Genomic DNA, 23,906 nt, shown 5'->3' with positions numbered 1-23,906 from the left:
ACCTTTTTGTCTTTTCTGCCAGCAAGGGATCCCCATGACCAAGGTAAGGTTTGGCATTGTCGTTTTCCCCGGCTCCAATTGCGACCGAGATGTAGCTTGGGTAACCCGCGGCCTCTTGGGCTGTCCGACGCGACTCATCTGGCATCGGGAAGCCGATTTGTCAGGGCTGGATGTGGTGGTGCTGCCAGGGGGCTTCAGCTACGGGGATTATCTACGAGCCGGGGCGCTGGCCCGTTTTGCGCCAGTGATGGGATCCCTGGCCGAGCACGTAGCTCGGGGGGGCTATGTCCTGGGCATTTGCAACGGCTTTCAGATCTTGACGGAGGCGCGCCTGCTGCCGGGGGCGCTGGTGCGCAACGCCAACCTGCACTTTATCTGCGACCGGGTAGGGATCCGCGTGGAGCGGCAAGATCTGGCCTGGACAAGGGCTTACCCCTGCGGAGCCACCCTAACCTTGCCCATTGCCCATGGAGAAGGCCGCTACGTTTGCGATGGCGATACCCTGAAGCAGCTGCAAGACCGGGGCCAGATTGTCTTCCGCTACCATCCCATCGCCCCCAACGGCTCGGTGGACAACATCGCCGGTATCTGCGACCCCAGCGGCCGCATCCTTGGCCTGATGCCCCACCCGGAGCGAGCAGCAGATCCCGATTTGCCAGGGCGGGACGGGATCCCTTTTTGGCAGTCCATCGTAACCAGTCTTGCCAGTTGACTAGGACTGCTGGGCCTGAGCCAACACCTGGCGCACTTGGTTGACCATCTCCTCGTGATCCACCACTGGCTTAGCAATATAGCCATCCGCTCCGCTCTGGGCCAAAAAGGCCTCGCGGTCGCCGCGCATGGCATGGGCCGTTACCAAGAGGATGGGGATGGAGCTTGTTCGGGGATCCCCCTTCAACAGTTGGGCAATGCGGATCCCATCCACTGCCTCGCCACGAAAGGTGCTCTGGGAGAGGGAGACATCCAGCAAGATGACGTCTACTTCCCGGGCTTGGGCCAGCTGCAGGATCTGCTCTACGTCCTGGCTGTGAAGAACCTCAAACCCGCCCCGCCGCCGCAGCACCTTCTCGAAAACACGGGCATTGGCTGGATCATCCTCCACCAGCAGCACCTTCGCCATTTTGGATCCCAGCTTGCACCACCCCAAACGAAGTGTAGCAATCCCCCGCTCCCTGTCGAGGCAACTGTCCTCGCCCAGGGATTTGAGCGGCCCCCTCCCCTACCCTTAGACCCTAGGGAAAAGCTGGAGGAATCCCCCCAGCAGGTTTACTTCTTAGGGATCTTGGGGGTCTCGCGGAAAGCAACAGCAAAAAACAGAAGGCCTAACGTCAAAAACAGGATAGCAGTGTAGGTGATAGTCTCCATACAGCCTCCAAGCGACTTTCTCCCTACTCTTTTGGAGCCGCCAGCACCCCCTCCCCAAAGGGAAGCAGAGTGCTGGCGGCTACGTTGGGAAAGCTTTAGGCTTCTTGCACTTTGCGAGTGGTGGGATCCCCCACTTTTTGGAAGACGCCGAATTCCACCATCTCCTCGCTCATGTTCGGGTCAATACCAGCGAACACATCCCGGAAGAGGGTGCGGGCACCGTGCCAGATGTGGCCGAAGAAAAACAGCAGGGCAAAAACTGCATGGGCAAAGGTAAACCACCCGCGGGGACTGGTGTGGAAGGTGCCGTCGGCCTTAGGCGTTTCTCGGTCAAACTCAAAGAGCTGACCCAACTGGGCCATACGGGCGTACTTCTTAACCGTTGGCGGGTCGGTAAACACCTGGCCATCCAGCTTGCCGCCGTAGAACTCCACAGTTACGCCCACCTGCTCAAAGCTGTAGCGCGATTCGGCCTGGCGGAAGGGAATGTCGGCCCGCACCACACCATCGGCATCTCGCAGGATTACAGGGAAAGTCTCGAAGAAGGTGGGCATGCGCTGCACAGTCAGCTCCCGCCCCTCGCGATCCCGGAACACTGGATGGCCTAGCCACGCAATGGCAATGCCATCCCCTTTGTTCATGGGGCCAGCCCGGAACAGGCCACCCTTGGCTGGGTTGTTGCCTATGTAGTCATAGAAAAGCAGCGACTTAGGCAGAGAGTTGTAGGCCTCGCTAAGGGTCATCCCAGCTTCCACGGCGGCATTGACGCGCCGGTTAATTTCCTGGTTGAAGTAGCCGGAATCCCATTGGTAGCGGGTGGGGCCAAACAACTCGACAGGAGTGGTGGCACTGCCGTACCACATGGTCCCCGCCACTACAAAGCCAGCAAAGAATACCGCTGCCAGCGAGCTGGAGAGCACGCTCTCAATGTTCCCCATGCGCAGAGCCTTGTAGAGGCGTTGGGGTGGGCGTACTGTAATGTGGAACAGACCGGCAATAATGCCCACGATCCCTGCAGCAATGTGGTGGGCTACTACCCCCCCAGCGTTGTAGGGGTTAAACCCTGCCGGCCCCCACTCCGGCGCCACCGGCTGCACATGCCCTGTTGTGGCATAGGGGTCGCTTACCCACATTCCTGGGCCAAAGACCCCCGTCAAGTGAAACGCGCCAAAGCCAAAGCAGAGGATCCCGGCCAAGAGCAGGTGGATCCCAAAAATTTTTGGCAAGTCCAGAGCTGGCTCGCCGGTACGGGGATCCCGGAACAGCTCCAGATCCCAGTACACCCAGTGCCAGCAGGCAGCCAAAAAGAGTAACCCGGAAAGAACAATGTGGGCAGTGGCTACTCCCTCAAATGTCCAGAAGCCCGGGTTGGCAACGCTCTCGCCATAGATGTTCCATCCACCCCACGAGTTAACCACCCCCAGCCGCACCATAAACGGCATGACGAACATGCCCTGACGCCACATTGGATTCAGGACCGGATCTGAGGGGTCGAAGATGGCCGTCTCGTACAGCGCCATCGAGCCCGCCCAGCCCGCTACCAGGGCAGTGTGCATTAGGTGTACCGCAATTAGGCGGCCTGGATCATTCAGTACAACAGTGTGGACCCGATACCACGGTAGTCCCATAAAACTTGCTCCTCCACGTTTTCAACACCTGGGCGATATCCCGTCCAAAAACGAAGTCAACTCTCCAGCTGGGTCCTGACCTGAGCAGTCCCTTGCACTTTGAGGGGTGCCGTGCCCAACTCCCCTAGGGGCGCACCCACTCAGAGTATCGCTTGCGGAGTTTCCCTCCTGGAGTTCAAACAGTATAACGGAACGCAACCAACCCGAGGGGCCTCAGGCAGGATGCCCCTTTATTTGGCACCATCTTCGCCGATCTCTCGCCAAAGATTAAAAACTTGACTTAAGATGTAACAATACTTAGCAACATCGCTCCGCCTCGGTTAACCTGAGGAAGGCGTTGGGGTTTTTGGCAAGGCTATGGCAACGATCCGCTTTGTTAACGAGAACCGGGAGATTGTCGTCGCGGAAGGGTCGAACCTCCGCCTGAAGGCGCTGGAGAACCAGATCGACCTCTATAAGATGGTGGCCAAGCTGCTTAACTGCGGCGGCAACGGCCAGTGTGGCACCTGTGTGGTGGAGATTGTCGAGGGGGCGGAAAACCTCTCGCCCCGGACAGAGGAAGAAAAGCGCAAGCTCAAGCGCAAACCCGAGACCTATCGCCTTGCCTGCCAGACGAAGGTCTTGGGGAACGTTGCGGTAAAGACCAAGCCCTAGAGCCAGCTGGCCCCCTTGGGCAGGGCGTACCGGAGGATGGTATGCTAGCTGCCAGTTGGGTTTGCAGCGTGCGCGGCGATGGAGACAAACTACCTAGGCATCTTGGCCACTATTTTGCTCATTTTGGTACCTTCCATCTTCCTGGTGATCCTGTACGTACAGACTTCTAGCAAGTCGGAAAACTAATCAGGCAAGCTTTGGCCACCTGGCTGGGGTAGCCGAGGCTAGGTAAGCTTGGCCTACTAAGCCCCCAAAAAGCTACTTGACAACAACCGACTAGGAAAGGTCCTCAAAGGCAGAGGCAGGGAATTTTCTAAGCTCATAGGAAGTCTTTTTCTATCGAGTTCATCGGTAAGCTTAATTTTCATCCATCCTAGTTTGCCGCTAGGATGCTTTTAAAGATTTGGCAAAGCCCAGCCAACCCTGGGTTGAGGCGAGATCCCTACCGGAAGGAGGGCTATGAGTTTGGACGGGCTGGTCACAACTGCATGGTTAATTCCCCTTTATGGGTTGTTGGGGTGGTCAGGAGCACTAATTTGGTCCCCCGGGATTACCCGCCGTACGGGGCCGCGTCCAGCAGGGTATCTCAACGCGCTGCTGACGCTGGTGGCCTTCCTGCACAGTGTGGGAGCCCTCGTGGCGATTTGGGATCAGCCGGCACAGGTGATTCGGCTGCCCTGGCTGAAGGTGGGGGATCTGGTGTTGGAGCTCCCCCTACAGGTGTCGTCGGTAACGCTGGGGGCTTGCGTAGTAGTGACAGGGCTAAACCTGGCGGCTCAGATTTATGCCTTTGGATACCTGGAAATGGACTGGGGCTGGGCGCGGTTTTTCTCCTTGCTGGGTTTTTTTGAAGGGGGGATGTGCGCCCTGGCCCTCTGTGACTCCCTATTTTTTAGCTACGTCCTTCTGGAGATTTTAACCCTCGCTACTTACCTGTTGGTGGGCTTTTGGTATAACCAACCGCTAGTGGTGACGGGGGCTCGGGATGCTTTTTTAACTAAGCGCATCGGCGACCTGCTGCTTTTGATGGGGGTGATTGCCCTCTACCCCCTGACAGGTTCCTGGGAGTTTAAGGACTTAACAGCTTGGGCAGAGGCGGTGAAAGCAGGAGCTGTTCCTGTGGATCCGACCCTGATTACCCTAGTGGGGCTGGGGCTGCTGGCTGGCCCTGTGGGCAAATGCGCCCAGTTCCCTTTGCACCTATGGCTGGATGAGGCGATGGAGGGGCCGATCCCAGCCTCAATCTTGCGCAATGCAGTGGTGGTGGGCACGGGAGCTTGGGTGTTGATTCGCTTGCAACCCCTCTATGAGCTTTCTCCAAGGGTGTTGCAAGTGATGCTAGCAATCGGCGGGCTAACAGCGGTAGGCGGAGCCTTCGTGGCGCTGGCCCAAATTGACGCTAAGCGAGCCTTGTCCTACCTGGTGAGCGCCTACATGGGCCTAGTCTTTGTAGCAGTGGGCACTGGCCATATCCAGCAAGCCTATGAGCTGCTGCTAACCTATGCGCCAGCAATGGCCTTGCTGGTGATGGGGCTGGGTATGGTGATCTGGAACAGCATTACCCAAGATCTGCGCTACCTGGGAGGCCTGTGGTCGCGGCGGCCCATTTCTGGTCTGTGCTTTTTGACAGGGATGGCCGGTATGGTGGCCCTGCCGCCTTTTGGCTGCTTCTGGGTGTTGACAGATCTGTGGCAGCAGTTGGCCCAAGCGGGGCAAGCCCTGTGGGCAGCAGTAGTGCTGGTTACCAACGCGGTGACAGCGCTGGGCCTAACCCGGGTATTTGGCCTGGTTTGGGGGGGAAAGCCGCAGCAGATGAGCGAGCGTTCCCCGGAGGTGCACTGGCCGATGATGTTGCCCAGCACGGTCACCATGGGAGTGACCCTCCACATCCCCATGATCCTCGCGGCTCTGGATCTCATCCCTGCCCTAGAAGGGATCCCTGTGGGAGTAATGACAGGATCCAGCTTGGTGGGCATCACCTTAGGCGCTTGGCTGTACCTACCGCGGGAGCGGCAGCCAGTGAACTGGGCTTTCTTGGCCGATTGGCAGGATCTGTTGGCCAACGATTTCTACACCCCCAAGCTCTACCGCGCCAGCGTGGTGTTTGTGGTGGGCCTCATCTCTAATGTCACGGCTCTCTTCGATCGCTACGTAGTAGACGGCTTGGTGAACTTGACCAGCTTGGCCGTGCTGGCGGGCGGACAAGTCTTGAAATACACCACTTCCGGTCAGTTGCAGGCGTATGTGCTGACCATTGTGGTGGGGGTGGCCCTGCTGAGTTGGCTGGTTCTCTAGGGCCTAGGTACTGAAGTAGCGGGCTGCCGGGTGGTAGGCGACGATGGCGGTGGTGGACTGCTCGGGATCCAACTGCTCGCTTTCGTCCATCCTTAGGCCAATGCGCTCAGCCTGGAGCAGCTGCAACAAAACCCGTTGGTCGGCGAGGTTGGGGCAGGCAGGATAGCCGAAGCTGTAGCGAGAGCCGCGGTAGCCTTGACGGAGGATCTGGCGAATGTCAGGGCTGTCCTCGTGGCCGAACCCTAGCTCCCGCCGGATACGGGCGTGGCACCACTCTGCCAAGGCTTCTGCCAGGGTGACGGTCAGGCCGTGGAAGTAGAGGTAGTCCGTATACTGGCCTTCAGCAAAAAGGCGCTGGGCGTGGGCCGTGGCCTCTGGTCCTAGGGTAACTGCCTGCATGGGGAAAACATCCACCAGACCGGTGGAGCAATCGGCGAAGAAGTCGGCAATGCAGAGGCGCTGGCCGCCCTTTTGGCGGGGGAAGGTGAAGCGGGCCAGCTCCCGTACCTGGGGAGAAAGCTGGGGGCGCTCGACGGTTGGCAGTTGGAAGTAGGTGGTAGAGTCGGTCTCTAGGGCAAACAGCTCGGGGAAGCTGGCCGGGTCGAAGAGGATTAACGTATTCCCTTGCGCCTGCGCCGGGAAGTAGCCATAGACCACCTGTGGGTGCAGCAGGTCTTCGCTTAGGATCCGCTCCTGCCAGTGGGCAATCACCGGCTCCACCTGGGTAGCAAGAAACTGGGCAAATTCCTCAGCTGACTGGTCGCGCGGCTTGCGGATCTGCCACTGACCGGCCACCAGGGCCTGCTTGTCGATATAGAAGAAGACCTCTGGCCAAGGGATCTGGTCGGAGGCAAGAACTTTGGATCCCCAGAAAGGCGGGATGGGCCGCTCGGTATCGAGGGTAACCGCCTCGGAGCGACGGGTGTCTGCCCCGCCATCGCCAGCTGAGACCGCAAGGGCAGGAGCAGCGCCCACAGGGGTCTCCGGGGGGGGTGGGGTGGGATCCACCGCCGCAGCCTCTTTCTGGCCGTCGACTGGCTGCTCCAAGTTATCCAGAAAACCCAGCCGGTCATCCCAGCGCCCGGCCGCCTTAGCCTGCATCAGCCGATCCATAAAGTGCAAGTCGGTAAAGGCATCGCGGCCATAGATGACCTGGCCCTTGTAGGTTTGGCGGCAGTCTTCTTCCACAAAGCGGCGGGTGAGGGCAGCTCCCCCCAAAATGACAGGCACAGTGATGCCCCGCTCGTTAAAAACTTCCAGGTTTTCTTTCATGAACGCAGTTGATTTGACCAAGAGGCCGCTCATGGCAATGCAGTCAGGCTTGTACTTTTCATAGGCCTCGATGATGTTTTCCACTGGCTGCTTGATGCCCAGGTTAATCACCCTGTAGCCGTTGTTGGTGAGGATGATGTCCACTAGGTTTTTGCCGATATCGTGGACATCCCCCTTGACAGTGGCAATCAAAAGGGTACCCTTGCACACCTCCCCGCCCACCTTTTCCATGAAGGGCTCTAGGTATTTCACCGCCGCCTTCATGGTTTCTGCCGACTGCAGCACAAAAGGCAGTTGCATTTTGCCGGCGCCAAAAAGCTCCCCCACCTCCTTCATGCCGTCAAGCAGGAAGGTGTTGATGATTTCCAGCGGGGAGTATTTCTGCAGCGCCTCTGCCAGCGTTTCCTCCAGGCCCATGCGCTCCCCGTCGATGATGTGCCGCCGCAGGCGCTCTTCCAGCGGCAGCTTGGCCAGGGATCCGGCAGCGTGCAGCTCCTGGCTAGAGACCCCTGCAAACAGCTCCGTCAGCCGCGCCAGGGGATCGTAGGTGCAGAGGCCCTCAGCGTTAAACTGCCGCCGATCCCAAATGAGATCCCGGCACACCTGCTGCTGTTCTTCCGGGATCTTGCTTAGGGGCAGGATCTTGGCGGCGCTGACGATGGCAGCGTCCAGCCCGGCCTGGCGGCACTCGTGTAAAAACACAGAGTTCAAGACCACGCGGGCTGCTGGCGAGAGCCCAAAGGAAATGTTGGAGATACCCAAGAGAATGTGGGCTTCGGGGAAAGCCTGGCGGATGCGGCGGATGGCCTCCAGGGTAGCTGCCCCGTTGGCCCGGTCCTCCTCCATCCCGGTGGAAATGGGCAAGGCCAGCGGGTCAAAGAAAATCTCGTAGGGCGGGATCCCGTACTCAAGCGCCTGGCGATAGGCCCGCTCGGCAATCTGAAACTTCTTCTCGGCGGTGCGGGCCATGCCCTCCTCGTCGATGGTGCCGATCACTACACCGGCGCCGTAGGTCTTGGCCAGCTCCAACACCTTGAGAAAGCGCTCTTCCCCATCCTCGTAGTTGGTGGAGTTGAGCAGGCACTTGCCTCCGGCCACCTTGAGGCCGGCCTCCATCTTCTGCCAGTCGGTGGAATCCAACATCAGGGGAAGCGGGATCTGGGTCACCAGCCGCGAGACCAGCTCCCGCATATCTCGCACTCCATCCCGGCCTACGTAGTCCACGTTCACGTCGAGGATGTGGGCTCCCTCCCGCACCTGCTCACGGGCTATGGCCACTAAGCCCTCCCAATCTTCGGCGGTGAGCAACTCCCGCACCTTCTTGGAGCCGCTGGCATTGAGGCGCTCGCCGATGATTAAAAACGAGTTGTCCTGGAGGTAGGGCTGGGGCGAGTAGATCGAGGCGGCAGCCGGGAGGCGCTCAACGGCACGGCGTTTGGGCCGCAACCCCTGAACAGCTGTCACCAGGGCGGCAATGTGCTCTGGGCGGGTGCCGCAACAGCCCCCCACCACCGCTACCCCCAGATCCCGCACAAAGTGCTCCAGGTGGAAGCGCAGCTGCTCCGGCGTTAGCTTGTAGTGGGCCTTGCCGCCGATGTTTTCCGGCAGGCCAGCGTTGGGGATGCAGGAGATGGGAAAGGGGGAATGGCGGGAGAGGTAGCGGATGTGCTCGGCCATTTTGTCCGGCCCGGTGGCGCAGTTGAGGCCCAGCACATCGATGGGGTAGGGCTCCAGGATGGCCAGCGCTGCCCCAATCTCGGTGCCCACCAACATCGTCCCCTGCACCTCAAAGGTCAGGGACACCACCACCGGCAGGCGGATCCCGCGCCGGGCAAACCCCTGACCCGCGGCCACCAGCGCCGCCTTGGTCTGCAGAATGTCTTGACAGGTCTCGATGATGAGCAGATCCACCCCGCCGTCGAGGAGCCCCCGCACCTGCTCCTTGTAGGCAGCCCGCATCTCGTCAAAGCTAATGTGCCCCAAGGTGGGCAGCTTGGTGGTGGGGCCAATGGAGCCGGCCACAAAGCGAGGCTTTTCCGGCGTCGAGAACTCGGTGGCTACCCGCTTGGCCAGCCGCGCTGCCGCCACGTTGAGCTCGTAGGCTTTTTCCGGGATCCCGTACTCGGCCAAGACAATCGAGGTGGCGCCAAAGGTATTGGTTTCGATGACGTCAGCCCCCACCTCTAGAAAGCTCCGGTGGACATGCTCCACCGCCTCCGGCTTGCTCAGCACCAGGATCTCGTTACAGCCCTCTAGCTCCGGCCCGCCAAAATCGGCTGCCGTCAGGTTCTGGGCCTGCAGGGAGGACCCCATCGCCCCGTCGAAGACAATCACGCGTTCCTGGAGGTGCTGTAGGAAGGGATGGGTCATAGGCCTCACGGCTTAGCCAGGGATCAAGGTGGATTAAAGCCTGATTTAAGGTAGCATTGAGCCACTTCCCTGGACTAGCAGGGATCCCTTTGGAAGCGGCGGGACAAAGTTTAGATTTTCTTCACCTGCCCCGTTGCTGTTTCCCCAAGGGCGGGCTAATTTAGGGAAGACATTTTGGTGTGAACGGCTACAGTTGCCTGCAGGGACTGCCAGCAAGGTCCCTTGCCGGCTGCTGTAGAAGGCTCCTTCCTCTAGGCGTTGGGAGGGCTCTCGCCCTCTCAGGAAGTACCCTGCCCTGCGCCAGGAAGAGCAAAAGCACGCCTCCCCCATTTCGAGGCGGCCGCCTATTCAGGGAGTTTTGCGCCAGTTTCGTTAGACCCCATGAGCCCCAGCTGCTGCGAGCGTGACCCAAGCCCTCGGCTGTCTAGAAGCGGGCCAGCTTGCCTAGGGCAAGCGGGGCCTAGGGCGGCGGAACTCGACGCCCTTGACCTGGCGTCTTGGGCTGCAGAGGAGCGGGGACCTTTTGCCTTGGCGTCTAGAATCTCTTAGTCGCCTCCACTGGTCTGTGGTTAGCGTCACGAGGAACTCAGCATGGTTCAAGCAAAGGAGTTGGTGAAGTCTGGTCAGACGGCTCTTCTCGACCCGGATCTGGAAAGCTCTGCTTCCATCCCTCTGGATGCAGACAATGGAGCAGATCCCCTCGAGTTTGAACTGGATGCCAGTGACCCTGAGGCTTTTGATGAGGAGGAGGGCGACGAAGAATCCCTCGAAGAAGAGGATGAAGCTATTGCTGCCAAGGGCCACGCAAGACGCAGATCGGCCAGCAAGAAAAAGCTCTACACCGACGACTCGGTTCGCGTCTATTTGCAAGAGATTGGGCGCATTCGCCTACTGCGGCCCGACGAAGAAATTGAGCTAGCGCGAAAAATTGCCGATCTGCTGGAGTTAGAGCGGGCCCGGGAAGCGGTTTTCGAGCGGATGGGCCTCTGGTCCAGCCCCGAGGAGGTGCCGGAGACCCTGTGGGCAGAGGAAGTCAAAATGTCCTTGCCAGAATTTCGGCGGCGCCTCCACCAGGGGCGGCGGGCTAAAGAAAAGATGGTGCAGTCCAACCTGCGGCTGGTAGTTTCCATTGCCAAAAAATACATGAACCGGGGCCTGTCCTTTCAGGACCTGATCCAAGAGGGATCCCTAGGCCTGATCCGGGCAGCCGAGAAGTTTGATCACGAAAAGGGCTACAAGTTTTCCACCTACGCCACCTGGTGGATCCGCCAGGCCATCACCCGCGCCATTGCTGATCAATCCCGCACCATTCGCCTGCCGGTCCACCTCTACGAGACCATCTCGCGCATCAAGAAGGTTACCAAGCAGCTTTCCCAGGAGTTGGGCCGCAAGCCTACCGAAGAGGAGATTGCCACTCGCATGGAAATCACCATCGAGAAGCTGCGCTTCATTGCGAAGTCGGCTCAGCTGCCTATTTCCTTGGAGACGCCTATTGGCAAAGAGGAGGACTCGCGGCTGGGAGACTTTATCGAGTCCGAGGGAGAAACTCCTGAGGAGCGGGTGGCCAAGATGTTATTGCGGGAAGATCTAGAAAGCGTCTTGGCAACCCTCACCCCTCGTGAGCGGGATGTGTTGAGGCTGCGCTATGGGCTGGATGATGGCCGCATGAAAACCCTGGAGGAGATTGGCCAAATCTTTAACGTCACCCGGGAGCGAATCCGGCAGATTGAGGCCAAGGCTCTGCGCAAGCTGCGCCATCCCAATCGCAACAGTGTATTGAGGGAGTACATCCGCTAGCTGGGTCTACTGGAACTGCTTTCCCGAAAATCCTCGGAGGCTAAACTTCACTAAGGACAAGCCAGTGCGGCGCTTCTGGGCAGCTCTCCTTTTCTACACCGCCTTGCCCCTGGGACAGACAGGGGAGCTCCAGTTTGAGGGCATTGCCGCCTGGCTGCCGGCGGTGGGTTTGCTCCTGGGTGGGATCCTCTTGTTGGCCTCCCTCCTGCTCCAGGTGTTTCCGCCTGGGGTACGGGCAGCTTTACTGGTAGCGCTGTGGGTGGTGCTAACCGGGGGGCTGCACTTAGATGGGGTGGCTGATACCGCCGATGGCTTGGCGGTCAATATCCACAAAAGCTCGGCCAACCCAGAGCAGTTCACCCGCAATGCCCACCGCCTACAGGTAATGAGCGACAGCCACACAGGAGCCTACGGAGTGCTGGCTCTGGGGCTGGTGCTGCTCCTGAAGTTTGCTGCCCTAAGCAGCCTGCAAGTCTGGCCCCTCCTACTCGTGGTGCCAGCCTGGGGTCGCTGGGGCCAGTTACTGGCCATCGCTTTCTACCCCTATTTGCGGGAGCAGGGATCCGCCCGCTTCCTTAAGGACTCCACCTCTTGGCCGCGATCCCTCTGGCCAGGCACCCTCCTCCTCTTGGTTACTACGGCAGCTCTGGGGGGAACTGGGATCTTGGCCTGGCGGCCCCTCCTCCTCTGGACCCTGGGCTCTGCTCTGGGAGCCCTGGCGGTGGGCCATTGGCTCTACCGCCAATTGGGGGGACACACGGGGGATACCTACGGGGCCACCGTGGAGTGGTCGGAGACAATAGCCCTGCTGTGGGGATCCCTGCTCCCGCCCTCCTAGTCCCCCTTTCTTTGGGGCCGGGGGGAAGGCCTTAGAGCAGACCCACCTGCTCAGCCAAGCCCAATTGTTGGCGGGCCACTTGGCAATCCTGCTGGATTTGGTGGATCAAGTCCGCCACACTGGGGAAGCGCTGCTCTGGACGGATAAAGCCCCGCAGCGCCACCCGCACCTCCTGCCCGTAGAGATCGCCCGTCCAATCCAACAGATGCACCTCAACCGTGTGCCGCCACCCCCCAAAGGTGGGACGATAGCCAATGTTCATCACTCCCGGCAGGTCTCCTGCGGCAGCGGGCACCTTCACCCAAACGCTGTACACGCCGTTGCGGGGCAAGAACTTCTCGGGTGGCAAGCGCAGATTGGCGGTGGGAAAACCCAGCTCTCGCCCCCGGCGATCCCCTGGCACCACCTCTCCAATGAGCTGATAGGGGCGACCCAAGAGTTCTGCAGCGGCTGCCACTTCCCCTGTAGCCAGGGCAGCACGAATGCGGGAGCTGCTTACCCGCTCCCCGTTGAGTTGCACCTCCGGGATCACCTCTACTGGAATACAGCACTTGGATCCCCAGGCCTGCAGAGTTTGGGCGTTGCCGGCGCGGCGGTGGCCAAAGCAAAAGTCCCAGCCCACGCTGAGGTGGCGAACGTGCAACCCTTGTTCAAGAATTGTCTGGATGAAGTCGGCGGGAGTCTGGCGAGCCAAGGCAGGGGTGAAGGGAAGCAACACCACCTGCTCAAAGCCCATCTGGGCCAATAGAGCCAGCTTCTCCGCCGGCGGCGTGAGTAGTAGGTGCTTTCGGCCTGTCAGCACCTCTTGGGGGTGAGGATGAAAGGTAAGGACGGTGCGCACCCCCCGTCGGGACGCTTGAATTGGCTGCAGTACCCTTTGATGGCCCAGGTGCAAGCCATCGAAGTTCCCAATAGCAACGGCCGTGGGCCGCAAGGTTTGAGCCAAATCAGAAGTTACATGCACCGGGCTCCCCCTGGCTCTTCCTACCAGAGTGGCCAAAGCAAGGCCGCCAGTCCACTTAGCCCAACCACACTCCACAAGCTGCGTCGTAGGCGCTGCAGCACCGGCTCAATTTGATAGTGGACGATTAGCCGGTGCTGAGCTAGCTCCTCTTCCGATTTGACGTACATTGCCCCGTCGTACCAGCCGCTTTCTTCGTAAGGGATCCGCGCCTGCGCCAAGCGCCGCCGCACGTACGCCCAGCCCAAGTAGAGGTGGAGCAGCAGTAGGCCCAGCAAGGCATTAGCTCCCAGCACCCCTGCCAAGGTGAAGTGGCTCCAATCGCCTGCAAAGCTGCCCCAAACCAGGGGCCCAACCCCTACTGCCAGCGCTCCCCACACTGCTAGGAGCCGCTGCAAGTAAGGGAGCCAGGCCAGGGTTGGCCAACGAAAAAGAACAGCTTCCCTCAGCTCGACATATTGCCGCAGGGGCTGCTGCTCAGCAGGAATGGGATGGGAAGGAGCCGCCATAGGGCCTTAACGTATCTACACAACATGATACTCCTCGGCCTGAGGCCCGCCAAGCCCAGCCTGGCTGCGGTTTAGCCGCAGGGGAAAGGAGTATCGTATTAGAGTGTGGTTGCCTCTCTTGCCTCTCCTACCATGAGCCTCCCAGGCGAACCTGCTGCTACCTCTGCTCCCTATGTGATCCTAAGAGAGCCAGACGGCAGTCAGAGGAAGTACATCCTTGCCGGAGCCACAGCTTGGACGCTGGGCCGCGATGAAGGCAACGCCATTGTCCTTAACGATCCCAGTGTCTCTCGCCAGCATGCCCTGCTGCAGTACTTAGATGACCACAGCATTTATCTCATCGATCTGGGCAGCCGCAATGGCTCGTTTGTCAACAATCGCCGCATCAGCATTCCCACGCTGCTGCAAGACGGGGATCGCCTGACCCTGGGCCAATCCCAGCTTGAGTTTCACAGCGGATCCCTGGCCAGCCCAGAACCCGGCACTGCTGGCAAGCCCTCCGACACCCTGGTGCTGCAGACCCGCTGGCTAATTTCGGTGGCCGTAGTTGACGTGCGCGGTTACGGACAACTAACCCAGCAACTGGACGAGCGGCTACTTTCCCAGGTGATGGGCGAGTGGTTCCGGCAGGGCGGCGACATTATCCAGCAGCATGGAGGTAGCGTCGATAAATACATTGGCGACGCCATCATGGCTGTCTGGTTCCATGCACCCCATGCGGATCCCTTGCCAGCTGACCAGGTGGAGCTCAAGCTCGACGTGAAGTCGGTCTTGCAGGCCCTGGTGAAGCTGTTCCAGATGACCGAACAACTGAACAGCGAGTTCCCCCTGCCCTCTCCCCTGCGTCTGGGAGCAGGGGTCAACACCGGCCCAGCCATCGTGCGCCAGGTAGGCAACACCAGTCGCCAGGAGTACACGGCTTTGGGCGATACCGTCAACCTGGCCTTTCGTCTGGAAAGTGCCACCCGCACCCTCAACACTGACCTGGCCATCAGCCAGAACACTTATGCCTACTTGACCCAACAGCTGGCTCAGGTGGCCACTTGCTTTTCCCAGGAGGTAGTGGAGCTAAAAGGGTATGCCCACCCGCATCAGGTGTACTGCTGTGATGTCCGCTCTCTGCAAGCGCTTCTTGCTTCCTAGACCTCTTCTTTTGTCGATAGGGGGAAAGCCGCTGTCAAGCTCCTGAGCGCGGAGCTAACTAGCTACCGGTCTGGAGAGGGCCGCTAGGAAAATTCGGCAGCGCAGGATCTGAAGGGCAGGCCCGTCGCCTTACTCCAATTGGCAGGGGGCCAGCCTGGAGGGAGCCGCCCAGTAACTCAAAGGCAGAGGCTGCCTTGCGGGGGATCCCTGGGACATTTGCTCGGGGCTGTAATGGCTAAGGCTGGGTCCGGAAGCTCTTTACCTCCAGGACCGGCCCCACCTGGGCCAGCGTCACCACCTCCTCCTTAACCTGCCCTTGAATGGTGACCTGCAGTCCTTCCTGCAGCAGCTCCTTGGGGGCGCGGAAGAGAGCGTAATGCTGGCCGGAAGGGAGTGTCAGCACCCACACCCCTCCTTCGATATCCAGGAACTGGATGGTACCGCTGTACTCTTGCATCACTTCCTCAGGGCCAAACCGCTGCTGCTGGGCTGCGACTCCAGGATGGCTTGCGCTCCCAAATAGGCCAAGCCCAGGCAGAGCAAACCATTGAGGAGCAAGAAGGAGCGCCCCAACCAGGCAGAGGATCCAAGCCATAGTACCCCCTCATAGAACAGGGAGCTGGACAGGAGCAGATGGGAAGCCATGCCAATGGAGAGGCCGACGACTGCCCAGCGCCAGCGCCGATGTCCCAGGAGGAGCACCATCAACAGGCCAGGGATCACCACGCTGGCAAACAAGGGGTTCAGGGCGTTGGTCTGGGCCAAGGCGGTGCCCAGCTCTGGCAGGGAGCTGCCCAGCAGTTGTAAGGGCCAGCGGGGGAAACCGACGATGGCCAACCCTTGCAGGGGGAAGAGGCCAGCGCTGCCCAGGAGGATCCCTGCTACCAGCGGCACCGTCGCCGGTACAGGCTTGGGAGCCAGCCACCAGCGAATCAGCACTAGGATGATGTAGCCGCCCACCACCATCACCAGCTTAGGCACCAAGGCAATGGGGCCGCCGTCAAACCAGAAGCGCGGGTTGAGGTAGCCATTGTTGTTTAGGTACTGGAGGAAGTCTTTTAGCCACAGCACCAGGGGGTTTTCCTCCTGCTGACCCCTGGCTCGGGCCAGGGCTCTGGCTGCGTCCAGAAGGCCAGCGCCGTAGAAGTTCTGTTTGTCACCGGGCACGGGGGCAGCCGACATCTTGAGGATGGCCTCCACCTTGTCCGGGTCTTTAATGCCCTGCGCCTGGATCAGGGCCGCTACGCCAGCCACATGGGGGGCAGCCATGCTGGTGCCTTGGAAGTAGGCAAAGATGGGCTCGTCGGGGTTGCGGCGGTTGATGGTCTGCTGCAGGATGCCGTACTCAGGGTGCTCGGGAGTCTTAGCCCCACCAGGAGCGGCAATATCCACGCCAACCCCGTAGTTGGAGTAGGGAGCTTTGCTGCCATCAGGGCCGGTGGCGGAGACGGCAATGACATGGGGATAGCGAGCCGGGTAGCTTACCTGGTTGGAGTTTTCGTTACCAGCAGCTGCAACTAGGGTCACTCCCTTGCTGTGGGCGTAAGCTACCGCCTCTTCCATCAGTTGGGCGGAGGCACGACTACCCAAGCTGAGGTTGATGACGGTAGCGCCATGGTCAACCGCATAGCGGATCCCTTCCACCACATCCGAGAGGGAGCCAAAGCCGTTGGCATCCAGCACCCGCACCGGCATGATCTTGGCCTTGAAGGCGACCCCGGCCACGCCTAGGGCGTTGTTGGTGGATTGGGCGATGGTGCCCGCCACGTGAGTGCCGTGGCCATTGAGGTCGCTGGGATCCTCATCGTCATCCACAAAGTCGTAGCCCTTCACAAATTCGGTTTGGGCCAGATCTGGCACCCGTGTTACCCCGGTATCCACCACGGCTACCGTCACCCCTTCTCCCTGGGAAACGTCCCAGGCTGCGGGCATGCGGATGGCCCGCAGGTTCCACTGCTGGGAATAGAGGGGATCGTTGGGCACAAAAGCGGCCTGGAACTGGTAGTTGGGGTGGGCATACTCAACCAGGGCTTCCCGCTGAAGCCGCTGGATTAGCTGTCGTGTAGCTCTGGGGTGAGTGGCATCCCCATTGGCTAGGTAGATAACCTCTTGGCGGGCAAAGGCACTGTTGCTGCTGGGTTGCAGCGTTAAGTTGTACGCCTTGGCAAGGGCAGCAATCTCACTGGGAGTGGCTGTGTTGACAAAATTAATCACGATGCTGTCGTAGGGAGGGGATCCCTCGCCGCAGGCCGTCAACAGCAGGGCCATGAGGCCAGCGCAGCAGAGACCCAACCAGCGTCTAAGTTTCATCATGCACGCCCTCGGGATCCAAAAAAGTTGTTGCCACCAGTATGCCCTCTAGGTGGGCAATTGACCAGGAAGGCGCCTGCTGATCCTCTTCCCTGCAGCTGCCCAGAAAGACCTCCCTCTGGCTGAATGTTGGCTTCCAGGGCATGATGGATCTGCAAGAGCTTGAAACACTTCTTAATATCAGTTTTCAGGATCTCGGCATTTGTAAAGAGAGGGAGCAGCATGAACATCCAGTGGCAAAGGATCCTTTGCATCGGCGTGAGCTTTTGCCTGGGGCTGTGGATTGGGCTGGGTGGGGGATCCCCGCTCTGGGCCCAGCCTGCCCCGGCAGTAGTGCCGATGGAGTTGCCTCAGCCGCCTGTGCCGGTCTTGGATTTGGCGGATCAGTTGACCAGCAGTCAGGAGGCCCAATTGGCCGAGCATCTAAACCAGCTGGAGAAGGAAACCGGCTGGAAGCTGCGCGTGCTAACCCAGTTTGACCAAACCCCAGGCCGCCAAGTGAAGGAGTACTGGGGCCTAAATGAGCGCAGCGTTTTGATGGTGGCCGATCCCAGGGGAGGCAACTTGCTGGCCTTTAACGTGGGGGATGCGGTGCGGGAGATCCTGCCGCGCACCTTTTGGATCGAGCTGCAGTCTCGCTTCGGCAACCAGTTCTATGTGCAGGAGCACGGCGCCCAGCAGGCCATTCTGGAAGCGGTTGATGTTTTGGAGCGCTGTTTTCGCCAAGGCGGTTGCCGGGTAGTGCCTGGGCTGCCGCAGGAGCAGTGGATCCTGACGCTGATTACCTCTATCCTGGGTGGGATCGTCTTTGGGTTCGCCGGCAAGCCCCGCCACGCGGAGGAGGTGTTTAACTGGCGTTGGGCTTTGCTGATTTCTCCCCTCTGGTTTATTTTGTTTGGGGCCTTTGGCCTCGGCCCCGTGGTTACCCGCACTCGGGATTGGCTGCCGGTGGTGCGCAATATCTTGGGCTTCCTGGCAGGAGCTTTGGTCATTTACCTAGCTCCCCTTGCCCAGCCGGCGCCAGATCGCCAGTAACTTCCCTTCCCTCTTCCTGCTCTCCGCTAAATCCCCCCTGCTGGCAGGCAGGGGGCAATCTGCCAGAAAAGTGCTACTATGGGTAACTGAAGCTTGCTGATGTAGCTCAGTTGGTAGAGCACTCGACTTGTAATCGAGCGGTCGTCAGTTCGAATCTGACCATCAGCTTGGAATTTCTGCTCTTTACCCAAGTCTGTTCGGCCCCTCTCTCTAGGGGGAGCCCGGCCTCTCTAGGGTCGGTTAGATTGGCTGGAGGGGTACCCCTGTCGAAGGAGAGGGTCAGCCCCACCCAGGGCAGCCACCTAGCCTTTGGGTTGTTGTTGTCTCGGGAGGTCTATGTCGGGTCTGCCAGCTGCTACGGTTCGTCGATTGCAAAAGCTACCCCAGATTCCTTCCGTGTGGGAAGGGGATCGCCACCGCCTGCCAGGCTCGCTAGTCGTTGGCTCCCAGACTTTTTCCAGCTTGGCCGAGGGGGAATGCATTCTCTGGGTGGACGGCGTCCAGGGGGTGGTGAGAGCTATGGAGGTGGTGCCTGCCGGCTCTGGCATGGAACCCATGGTGCGGGCCTTGATCGCGGCCATGGAGCGGCCCAATGGGGCCTTGCCGGCTCGTCCCCAGAAAATCGTCGTGCGCGACCGCGAGGTGCAGTTTTTCCTGCGCGGCATTCTGCACGAGCTGAATATCAAAGTGGAATACCAGCCAGAACTGCCGCTGATCGAGGAGATCCTGCAGAGTTTTGCTGAGGCTCAGGGGCAGATCCCACCACCTCTTCCAGAAGACTACGCAGAACTCGTGGCTGGCAAAGCCCTTGCCATCTGGCAGGATGCTCCCTGGGAGTATCTAGAGGATCACCAAATTCTGGCCATCGAGCTGCATCACTGGGACATCGAAACCCTCTACGTCTCGGTCTTGGGGCGCTCAGGAAGGGAGTATGGAGTGCTTTTTTATCGCTCCCTGTCCTCCCTCAAACAGTTTCGCCAGCAGGCCGGCCAAGTGCCCACTCCTGAGATGGAGGAAGCCTTTCTGAGGCAGGACTGTCTCTACGTCACCTTTCAACCTCGCCATCCCGAACTAGAAGACCTGCCAGACTTGGACTTGGCAGAACTGGATCCCGAGGAAATTGAGCCGAATTTCGGCACTATTCACCCGCTAGAGGGCTTGCGCGTTATTTTACAGGAAGAGGAGGCAGCGACCTTGGCGGTGGCCCTGGAAGCCTTGCATCGCTTTTTAAAGCAGTACCGCCGCAAGCTGGAAAAGGGCTTTCAGCCGTGTCAGGGGCAGTATTGCCTTCCCAATCCCCAAAGGGAGGAGGAAACCCTGCCCGTGCAGGTGCGCACCCTACCCGACGTAGCGGCAGAGCTGCTGGCGCTAGAAGCGGAGGACGAGAAACCCACCCAAGCCCTGCTCCGAGATGATTTGTTGCCTGAGGGAGCACAGCTGGGTCTGGGGCTGCTGCCATGGGCCACGGTGGAGGTATTGCGCCGCGCAGGGCAAGTGCATCCCTTGCCGCAGAGCAAGCTGGTGCAGAGGGGGGAAGGGCTGCCGGTAGTGATTGTGCGCACCTCCCGCTCCAAGGCCAAGCAATTGATTGAAAATCTGCGTAGTGAGGGGGGCCCCCAGGGGGTGTGTTTCAATACGGGAGTGGATCCCTTCGATGGCCATCGCTACGAGCTGGAAATTGTCCAAACAGGCAACTGCGACCTGCACTTGTTTGGTGAATTTCCCGAAGACGATCCCGCCCACTCGATGGCTCGCAAGCGCTGGGAGCGGCGTTGCCGCGATACGGGAGGTTGCTGCGGGCTGGTGATAGCCATGGGGGCCAATTCCCAGCAGGCAGAGCTGCCAGTGCACCACATTTTGGCCCTGTTTGAGATGCAGGTCCTCAGCCCCAAGCGGTTAGGACTAGGTCCAATGGTGCGCGTTAGCCGACACAGCGGAGTAGCTTGGTAGCCCTCCGTCCCGCTAGCGCGAGCAGTGCGGGGCAGAAAAGCCTTCGAGCGACTTGAGTTGCTTGGTTACTAAGCAAGCACCTACCCTGGTAAAGACTCGGACAGGGCTGTAAGGAACAAGTAAGCGGAACCTCAAGGCTTTGCCTCTAGGAAGCGCCCTTGCGAGTCCGTCCGTGGACTAAGAAACGCTTGGCAGCGGGAGGAGTTAGGGAGTTGCTTGGCTTATCGGGGGCAGCAGATCCCAGGTATCCTGCCGGCGGAGGGGGGCTTTTCGGAGCTGGGCCAAGTTGGCGGAGCCAGTGCAAAAAGCAGCAATCCTCAGCTCTTCAATCACGGCGCGGAAACTCTCCACCACCGCCCGTGCTTGCCCTTGGGAGACAGCCTGCAGGGCAGGGGCGCCTATGCCTACCACATCGGCGCCTAGGCGGATGGCCTTGGCCACCTCGATGCCAGTACGGATGCCGCCGCTGGCCACCAGAGGCAAGTTGGGGAGAAGGCGGCGGATCTCCAGCAGGGCCAAGGCGGTGGGGATCCCCCAGTCCCGAAAGCTGTGAGCAATGCGTTTCTTAAAGGGATCAGTCTGGCGATAAGCCTCCACTTCGCTCCAACTGGTGCCGCCTGCCCCCGCTACGTCCAAAGCGGCCACGCCACACTCGGCCAGCCGTTGCGCTACTTGGGCACTGAGGCCATTGCCAACTTCCTTGACCAGCACCGGCACCGGCAATTGGGCCACCAACTGCTCGATGCGGCGGTAGAGATTGCGCCAGTCGGGATCCCCCTGAGGCTGGACTGCTTCCTGGAGCGGGTTGAGGTGCAAAATAAGCCCATCTGCCTCAATCATCTCCACAGCCCGGCGGGCCTGCTCCAGACCATAGCCGTAATTCAGCTGCACAGCGCCTAGGTTGGCTAGCAGCAGAATATCCGGGGCCACCTGGCGCACCTGGTAAGTCCGGGCCAGCTCTGGGTGTTCCAAGGCTGCCCGCTGGGATCCCACCCCCATGGCAATGCCCAGCTCTTGAGCGGCAGCCGCCAGGTATAGGTTCAGCTCCCGGGCAGTATCTGTCCCCCCGGTCATGCTGCTAATGAGCAGCGGGGCCTGGAGGCGCTTCCCCAGAAATTGGCAACTGAGATCGATCTCCGGCAGCAGCAGCTCCGGCAGGGCCACGTGCTCGAAGAAAAACCGCTCAAATCCGGTGCGGATCCCTTTGGCCGTTACATCCTGCCGCAAGACAATGTCCAGGTGATCCTGCTTACGCTCAGAGATGGAAAGGGAAGCCTCGCTCATGGTTGAAAATCCCTACTGACGCAGCTGGTTTACTTGTTGATTGTGAACGCAGAGCGGCCCAGCTGCGCCAGCTTGCAACTTCTCCGACCCACTCAAAAATGCTGGAAGGCCTGCTGGCGGCCGAGGATCTGGCCGTTATCTAGCCACACCGTCCCCTGCGGATCCCAGCCGGTGACTTCCCCAATCCAGGCTGCCCCTGGCAACTTTTCCAGCAGGTACTGAGCTAGGGAGGGCTCGGCGCTGAGGAGCAGCTGGAAGTCTTCCCCACCGTAGAGGGCCCACTCTAGGGCTTGGGCCGGAAAGGCCTGCCGCAGAGCCTCTGAAATGGGGATCCGCTCCGCCTCGATCCTCGCCGCTACCCCACTGGCCTGACACACCTGCACTAGAGCATCGGCTAAGCCATCGCTAGTGTCCATGCCGGCAATGCGCATAGGGTCAGGGATCGCTTCTAGAACTGGCAACAGGTCCAGGCGGGGGCGGGGGTATTGGTGGGCCTCAATCAACTGCTGCCGCTGGGCTGCCGGGGCTGCGGATCCCTGCTCAGGGTGAAGCAGCAACTCCAGGCCAGCCCGTGCATCGCCATGGGGCCCGGTGACGATAAGCCAATCGCCCGGCTGAGCCCGCTTGCGCTCAACAGCCCGCCCTGGCTGCACCGAGCCCAGCGCCGTAATGGCCACAAACCGCTGGGGGGAGCGGCACAAATCCCCTCCCACCACTTGGCATCCCCAGGAGGCGCAACAAGCCTGTATCCCCTGGTAGAGCTCCTCCACCCAGGCCACGGGTGTAGAGCCTGGCAAGCCCAGGCCTACAACCAACGCGTGGGGGCGAGCTCCCATCGCCGCTAAGTCCGACAAATTGGCGGTTACCGAGCGCCAGCCCACGGCATGGGGCGGGGTGGTCAAGTTGCTGAAGTGAACTCCTTCCACCAAGACATCGGTGGTTACCACCAACTGGCCTTTGGGAAAAGCCAACACTGCTGCATCGTCCCCCACCACTTGCTCGGGACAGTAGCGCTGCACCACCTGCAATAGCCCCGCTTCGCCAATGGCTGAGATTGGAAGGGGAGAGGGACGGGGAAACTCCTCAGGGGAATCAAGCCTTTGCGGATACACTTAGCTGGAAGAGTCTTGAAGACCCTACTTTGCAGACATCCAGACAGGCGGCTTTACTGAAAGCCAACTCTCGCCAAGGGGTAGCTTTTCGGCGCCATCCCCTAGCTTTTGTGACCCATTTCGGCAGCTTGGAGTAAAGCCCTGGCCCGTTGCTGCTCCAACTTAGCCTGCAGGAGCTCCTGCTTGTCAGTGCTAGTGTTCAAAACTTGGTTGGCCTTCTCCAAAAGAGCTTGGGCCGCAGCCTTGTCGACTTGTTCTCCCCGCTCGGCCCGGTTGACCAGAACCGTTACCTCATTGTTTTCCACTTCTGCAAAGCCACCCATCACAGCAATGGCCACCCACCTGCCGTCGGCCTTAATCCGCATCACGCCGTTGCCGATGGCTGTTAGCAGGGGAGCGTGGTTGGTCAGAATACCCAGTTGGCCTGAGGTGGCAGGGAGGATCACTTCCTCAGCGGGGGCATCCCAGACAATGCGGTCGGGAGTGATCACGCGAACCATCAGCGTCACGGCAAGTCTCCTGCAGCTAGCTGTTCCCATCCTACTGGATTGCGGTTGCACCCAGCTCTGCTCTTAGCCGAGCGCAAGACTTAACCCAAGCATAACCTCCTCTTTACTTCATCTGGAAAGGCAAGCAGTAAAGTGTAGTCGAGAACACGGATTGGCTCTAAGACCAACCTCTTGCCCTCCCTCAGCAGGGGAAAGGCCGCTAGCCAAAGTCAGAGTTTGCCCTAGCAGCAGCGAGGCTAGCCCATGAGACCTGAAACGACGCCCAACCCCTGGGTCAAACAAGAGCGTCAGCTTCTGGAAGACCTCTACCGAGGCCGCAGCCTCTCTTCCTACAGCCCTCGCCAAATCATTCCTCTGCCGCCCGAAGAGTGGGTGATTGTGTGTCGAGGGGTGGTGCAGCTGAGTACTGTCTATGCCAATGGAAGTGAGGCCATTTTGGGCTTTGCTGGCCCCTCCATGCCCCTGGGATCCCCGCTGACGAGGTTGGATCCCTACCAGGCCAAGGCCTTGACTGCAGTCGATGTCTTGCGGCTGTCGTCAGCCGAGGTGGAAGCCTCAGAAACCCTGAGTCAGGGGCTGCTCAAGCAGTTGGTGCGGCGACTGCGCCAAACCGAAGCGCTGCTGGCTCTGGCTGGGCGGCGGCGGGTGGAGGAGCGGCTGCGCCAGTTGCTGGTTCTGCTGGCGGTGGAGTTGGGATCGCCGCTTTCAACAGGGGTGCGCCTGCAGGTGCGCCTTACCCACCAAGACTTGGCCAACACCATCGGCACTACCCGCGTTACCATCACCCGTCTTTTGAACCGTTTCCGCCAGCAGGGCTGGATCGCGGTGGACAAAAACCGTCATCTCATCATCAAGCTGGCCCAAACACCCTGAT

General features: G+C 60.0%; 21 protein-coding genes and 1 tRNA gene. 11 read left to right on the top strand and 11 right to left on the bottom strand.

Annotated elements, in window-relative coordinates; genetic code table 11:
- Positions 1–34 precede the first annotated feature (34 nt).
- A complete protein-coding gene (gene purQ, locus NW830_RS05070; RefSeq protein WP_414360359.1) occupies positions 35–712 on the top strand; it encodes a phosphoribosylformylglycinamidine synthase subunit PurQ in 678 nt (225 codons plus the stop codon).
- On the opposite strand, the gene NW830_RS05065 is transcribed toward purQ, so the two are convergent.
- The 3 genes from NW830_RS05065 to psbB all read right to left on the bottom strand — a co-directional run bounded on the left by NW830_RS05065 (position 713) and on the right by psbB (position 2,993).
- Positions 713–1,120 (bottom strand): response regulator, encoded by a 408-nt coding sequence (locus tag NW830_RS05065; RefSeq protein ID WP_414360361.1) that lies wholly within the window; start codon positions 1,118–1,120, stop codon positions 713–715.
- A gap of 146 nt (positions 1,121–1,266) precedes the next feature.
- Positions 1,267–1,365, bottom strand: a complete 99-nt coding sequence (locus NW830_RS05060; RefSeq protein WP_414360364.1) for a photosystem II reaction center protein T — start codon at positions 1,363–1,365, stop codon at positions 1,267–1,269.
- A gap of 95 nt (positions 1,366–1,460) precedes the next feature.
- A complete protein-coding gene (psbB, locus tag NW830_RS05055; RefSeq protein WP_414360366.1) occupies positions 1,461–2,993 on the bottom strand; it encodes a photosystem II chlorophyll-binding protein CP47 in 1,533 nt (510 codons plus the stop codon).
- Between the two features lie 357 nt (positions 2,994–3,350).
- On the opposite strand from psbB, the gene NW830_RS05050 reads away from it, so the two are divergent.
- From NW830_RS05050 to NW830_RS05040, 3 genes are all read left to right on the top strand, one after another.
- Positions 3,351–3,647 carry a 2Fe-2S iron-sulfur cluster-binding protein gene (locus NW830_RS05050; protein WP_414360368.1) on the top strand — a complete coding sequence of 99 codons (297 nt, stop codon included), beginning with the start codon at positions 3,351–3,353 and terminating at the stop codon, positions 3,645–3,647.
- Between the two features lie 78 nt (positions 3,648–3,725).
- Positions 3,726–3,833 (top strand): photosystem II reaction center protein PsbM, encoded by a 108-nt coding sequence (gene psbM / locus NW830_RS05045; RefSeq protein ID WP_414360370.1) that lies wholly within the window; start codon positions 3,726–3,728, stop codon positions 3,831–3,833.
- A 273-nt stretch (positions 3,834–4,106) separates the two neighbouring features.
- Entirely contained in the window at positions 4,107–5,942 is a 1,836-nt protein-coding gene (locus tag NW830_RS05040; protein WP_414360373.1) for an NAD(P)H-quinone oxidoreductase subunit F, read from the top strand.
- Positions 5,943–5,945: 3 nt separating this feature from the next.
- Here the strand turns inward: NW830_RS05040 and metH are convergent, their stop codons facing one another.
- Positions 5,946–9,527 carry a methionine synthase gene (gene metH, locus NW830_RS05035; protein WP_414404605.1) on the bottom strand — a complete coding sequence of 1,194 codons (3,582 nt, stop codon included), beginning with the start codon at positions 9,525–9,527 and terminating at the stop codon, positions 5,946–5,948.
- Positions 9,528–10,175: 648 nt separating this feature from the next.
- On the opposite strand from metH, the gene rpoD reads away from it, so the two are divergent.
- Both rpoD and cobS read left to right on the top strand, forming a co-directional pair.
- Positions 10,176–11,381, top strand: a complete 1,206-nt coding sequence (gene rpoD, locus NW830_RS05030; RefSeq protein ID WP_414360378.1) for an RNA polymerase sigma factor RpoD — start codon at positions 10,176–10,178, stop codon at positions 11,379–11,381.
- Between the two features lie 64 nt (positions 11,382–11,445).
- Positions 11,446–12,219, top strand: coding sequence for an adenosylcobinamide-GDP ribazoletransferase (gene cobS / locus NW830_RS05025; RefSeq protein WP_414360381.1), 774 nt, complete (start codon positions 11,446–11,448; stop codon positions 12,217–12,219).
- A 31-nt stretch (positions 12,220–12,250) separates the two neighbouring features.
- On the opposite strand, the gene NW830_RS05020 is transcribed toward cobS, so the two are convergent.
- Both NW830_RS05020 and NW830_RS05015 read right to left on the bottom strand, forming a co-directional pair.
- Positions 12,251–13,183 (bottom strand): bifunctional riboflavin kinase/FAD synthetase, encoded by a 933-nt coding sequence (locus tag NW830_RS05020; RefSeq protein ID WP_414360383.1) that lies wholly within the window; start codon positions 13,181–13,183, stop codon positions 12,251–12,253.
- 20 nt (positions 13,184–13,203) lie between these two features.
- Positions 13,204–13,689: a CGLD27 family protein gene (locus tag NW830_RS05015; RefSeq protein WP_414360385.1), complete on the bottom strand. Its 486-nt coding sequence runs from the start codon at positions 13,687–13,689 to the stop codon at positions 13,204–13,206.
- Positions 13,690–13,821: 132 nt separating this feature from the next.
- On the opposite strand from NW830_RS05015, the gene NW830_RS05010 reads away from it, so the two are divergent.
- The gene (locus tag NW830_RS05010; RefSeq protein WP_414360387.1) at positions 13,822–14,832 is read left to right on the top strand and encodes an FHA domain-containing protein; all 1,011 of its coding nucleotides are present in this window, start codon (positions 13,822–13,824) and stop codon (positions 14,830–14,832) included.
- A 235-nt stretch (positions 14,833–15,067) separates the two neighbouring features.
- On the opposite strand, the gene NW830_RS05005 is transcribed toward NW830_RS05010, so the two are convergent.
- Positions 15,068–15,289, bottom strand: a complete 222-nt coding sequence (locus NW830_RS05005; protein ID WP_414360390.1) for a hypothetical protein — start codon at positions 15,287–15,289, stop codon at positions 15,068–15,070.
- Positions 15,289–17,145 carry a S8 family serine peptidase gene (locus NW830_RS05000; RefSeq protein WP_414360392.1) on the bottom strand — a complete coding sequence of 619 codons (1,857 nt, stop codon included), beginning with the start codon at positions 17,143–17,145 and terminating at the stop codon, positions 15,289–15,291. Before NW830_RS05000 ends, NW830_RS05005 begins: the two co-directional genes overlap by 1 nt.
- A gap of 219 nt (positions 17,146–17,364) precedes the next feature.
- On the opposite strand from NW830_RS05000, the gene NW830_RS04995 reads away from it, so the two are divergent.
- The 3 genes from NW830_RS04995 to NW830_RS04985 all read left to right on the top strand — a co-directional run bounded on the left by NW830_RS04995 (position 17,365) and on the right by NW830_RS04985 (position 20,127).
- Positions 17,365–18,177, top strand: a complete 813-nt coding sequence (locus tag NW830_RS04995; protein ID WP_414360394.1) for a TPM domain-containing protein — start codon at positions 17,365–17,367, stop codon at positions 18,175–18,177.
- 95 nt (positions 18,178–18,272) lie between these two features.
- A tRNA-Thr gene (locus NW830_RS04990) sits at positions 18,273–18,345 on the top strand.
- Positions 18,346–18,513: 168 nt separating this feature from the next.
- A complete protein-coding gene (locus tag NW830_RS04985; RefSeq protein ID WP_414360395.1) occupies positions 18,514–20,127 on the top strand; it encodes a DUF6930 domain-containing protein in 1,614 nt (537 codons plus the stop codon).
- A 204-nt stretch (positions 20,128–20,331) separates the two neighbouring features.
- Here NW830_RS04985 and fni read toward each other — a convergent pair whose 3' ends face one another.
- The 3 genes from fni to atpC form a co-directional block, all read right to left on the bottom strand.
- Positions 20,332–21,411 carry a type 2 isopentenyl-diphosphate Delta-isomerase gene (gene fni / locus NW830_RS04980; RefSeq protein WP_414404588.1) on the bottom strand — a complete coding sequence of 360 codons (1,080 nt, stop codon included), beginning with the start codon at positions 21,409–21,411 and terminating at the stop codon, positions 20,332–20,334.
- A 92-nt stretch (positions 21,412–21,503) separates the two neighbouring features.
- Entirely contained in the window at positions 21,504–22,523 is a 1,020-nt protein-coding gene (thiL, locus tag NW830_RS04975; protein ID WP_414404587.1) for a thiamine-phosphate kinase, read from the bottom strand.
- A gap of 101 nt (positions 22,524–22,624) precedes the next feature.
- Positions 22,625–23,032 (bottom strand): ATP synthase F1 subunit epsilon, encoded by a 408-nt coding sequence (gene atpC, locus NW830_RS04970; protein ID WP_414360402.1) that lies wholly within the window; start codon positions 23,030–23,032, stop codon positions 22,625–22,627.
- A 243-nt stretch (positions 23,033–23,275) separates the two neighbouring features.
- On the opposite strand from atpC, the gene NW830_RS04965 reads away from it, so the two are divergent.
- The gene (locus tag NW830_RS04965) at positions 23,276–23,905 is read left to right on the top strand and encodes a Crp/Fnr family transcriptional regulator (RefSeq protein WP_414404586.1); all 630 of its coding nucleotides are present in this window, start codon (positions 23,276–23,278) and stop codon (positions 23,903–23,905) included.
- The last annotated feature ends 1 nt before the right edge of the window (position 23,906 follow it).

The sequence above is a fragment of the Synechococcus sp. OH30 genome (assembly GCF_047462175.1).
Classification (GTDB): domain Bacteria; phylum Cyanobacteriota; class Cyanobacteriia; order Thermostichales; family Thermostichaceae; genus Thermostichus.
The sequence above is the reverse complement of the archived record's forward strand: the minus strand, read 5'-3'. Positions and strand labels throughout refer to the sequence as shown.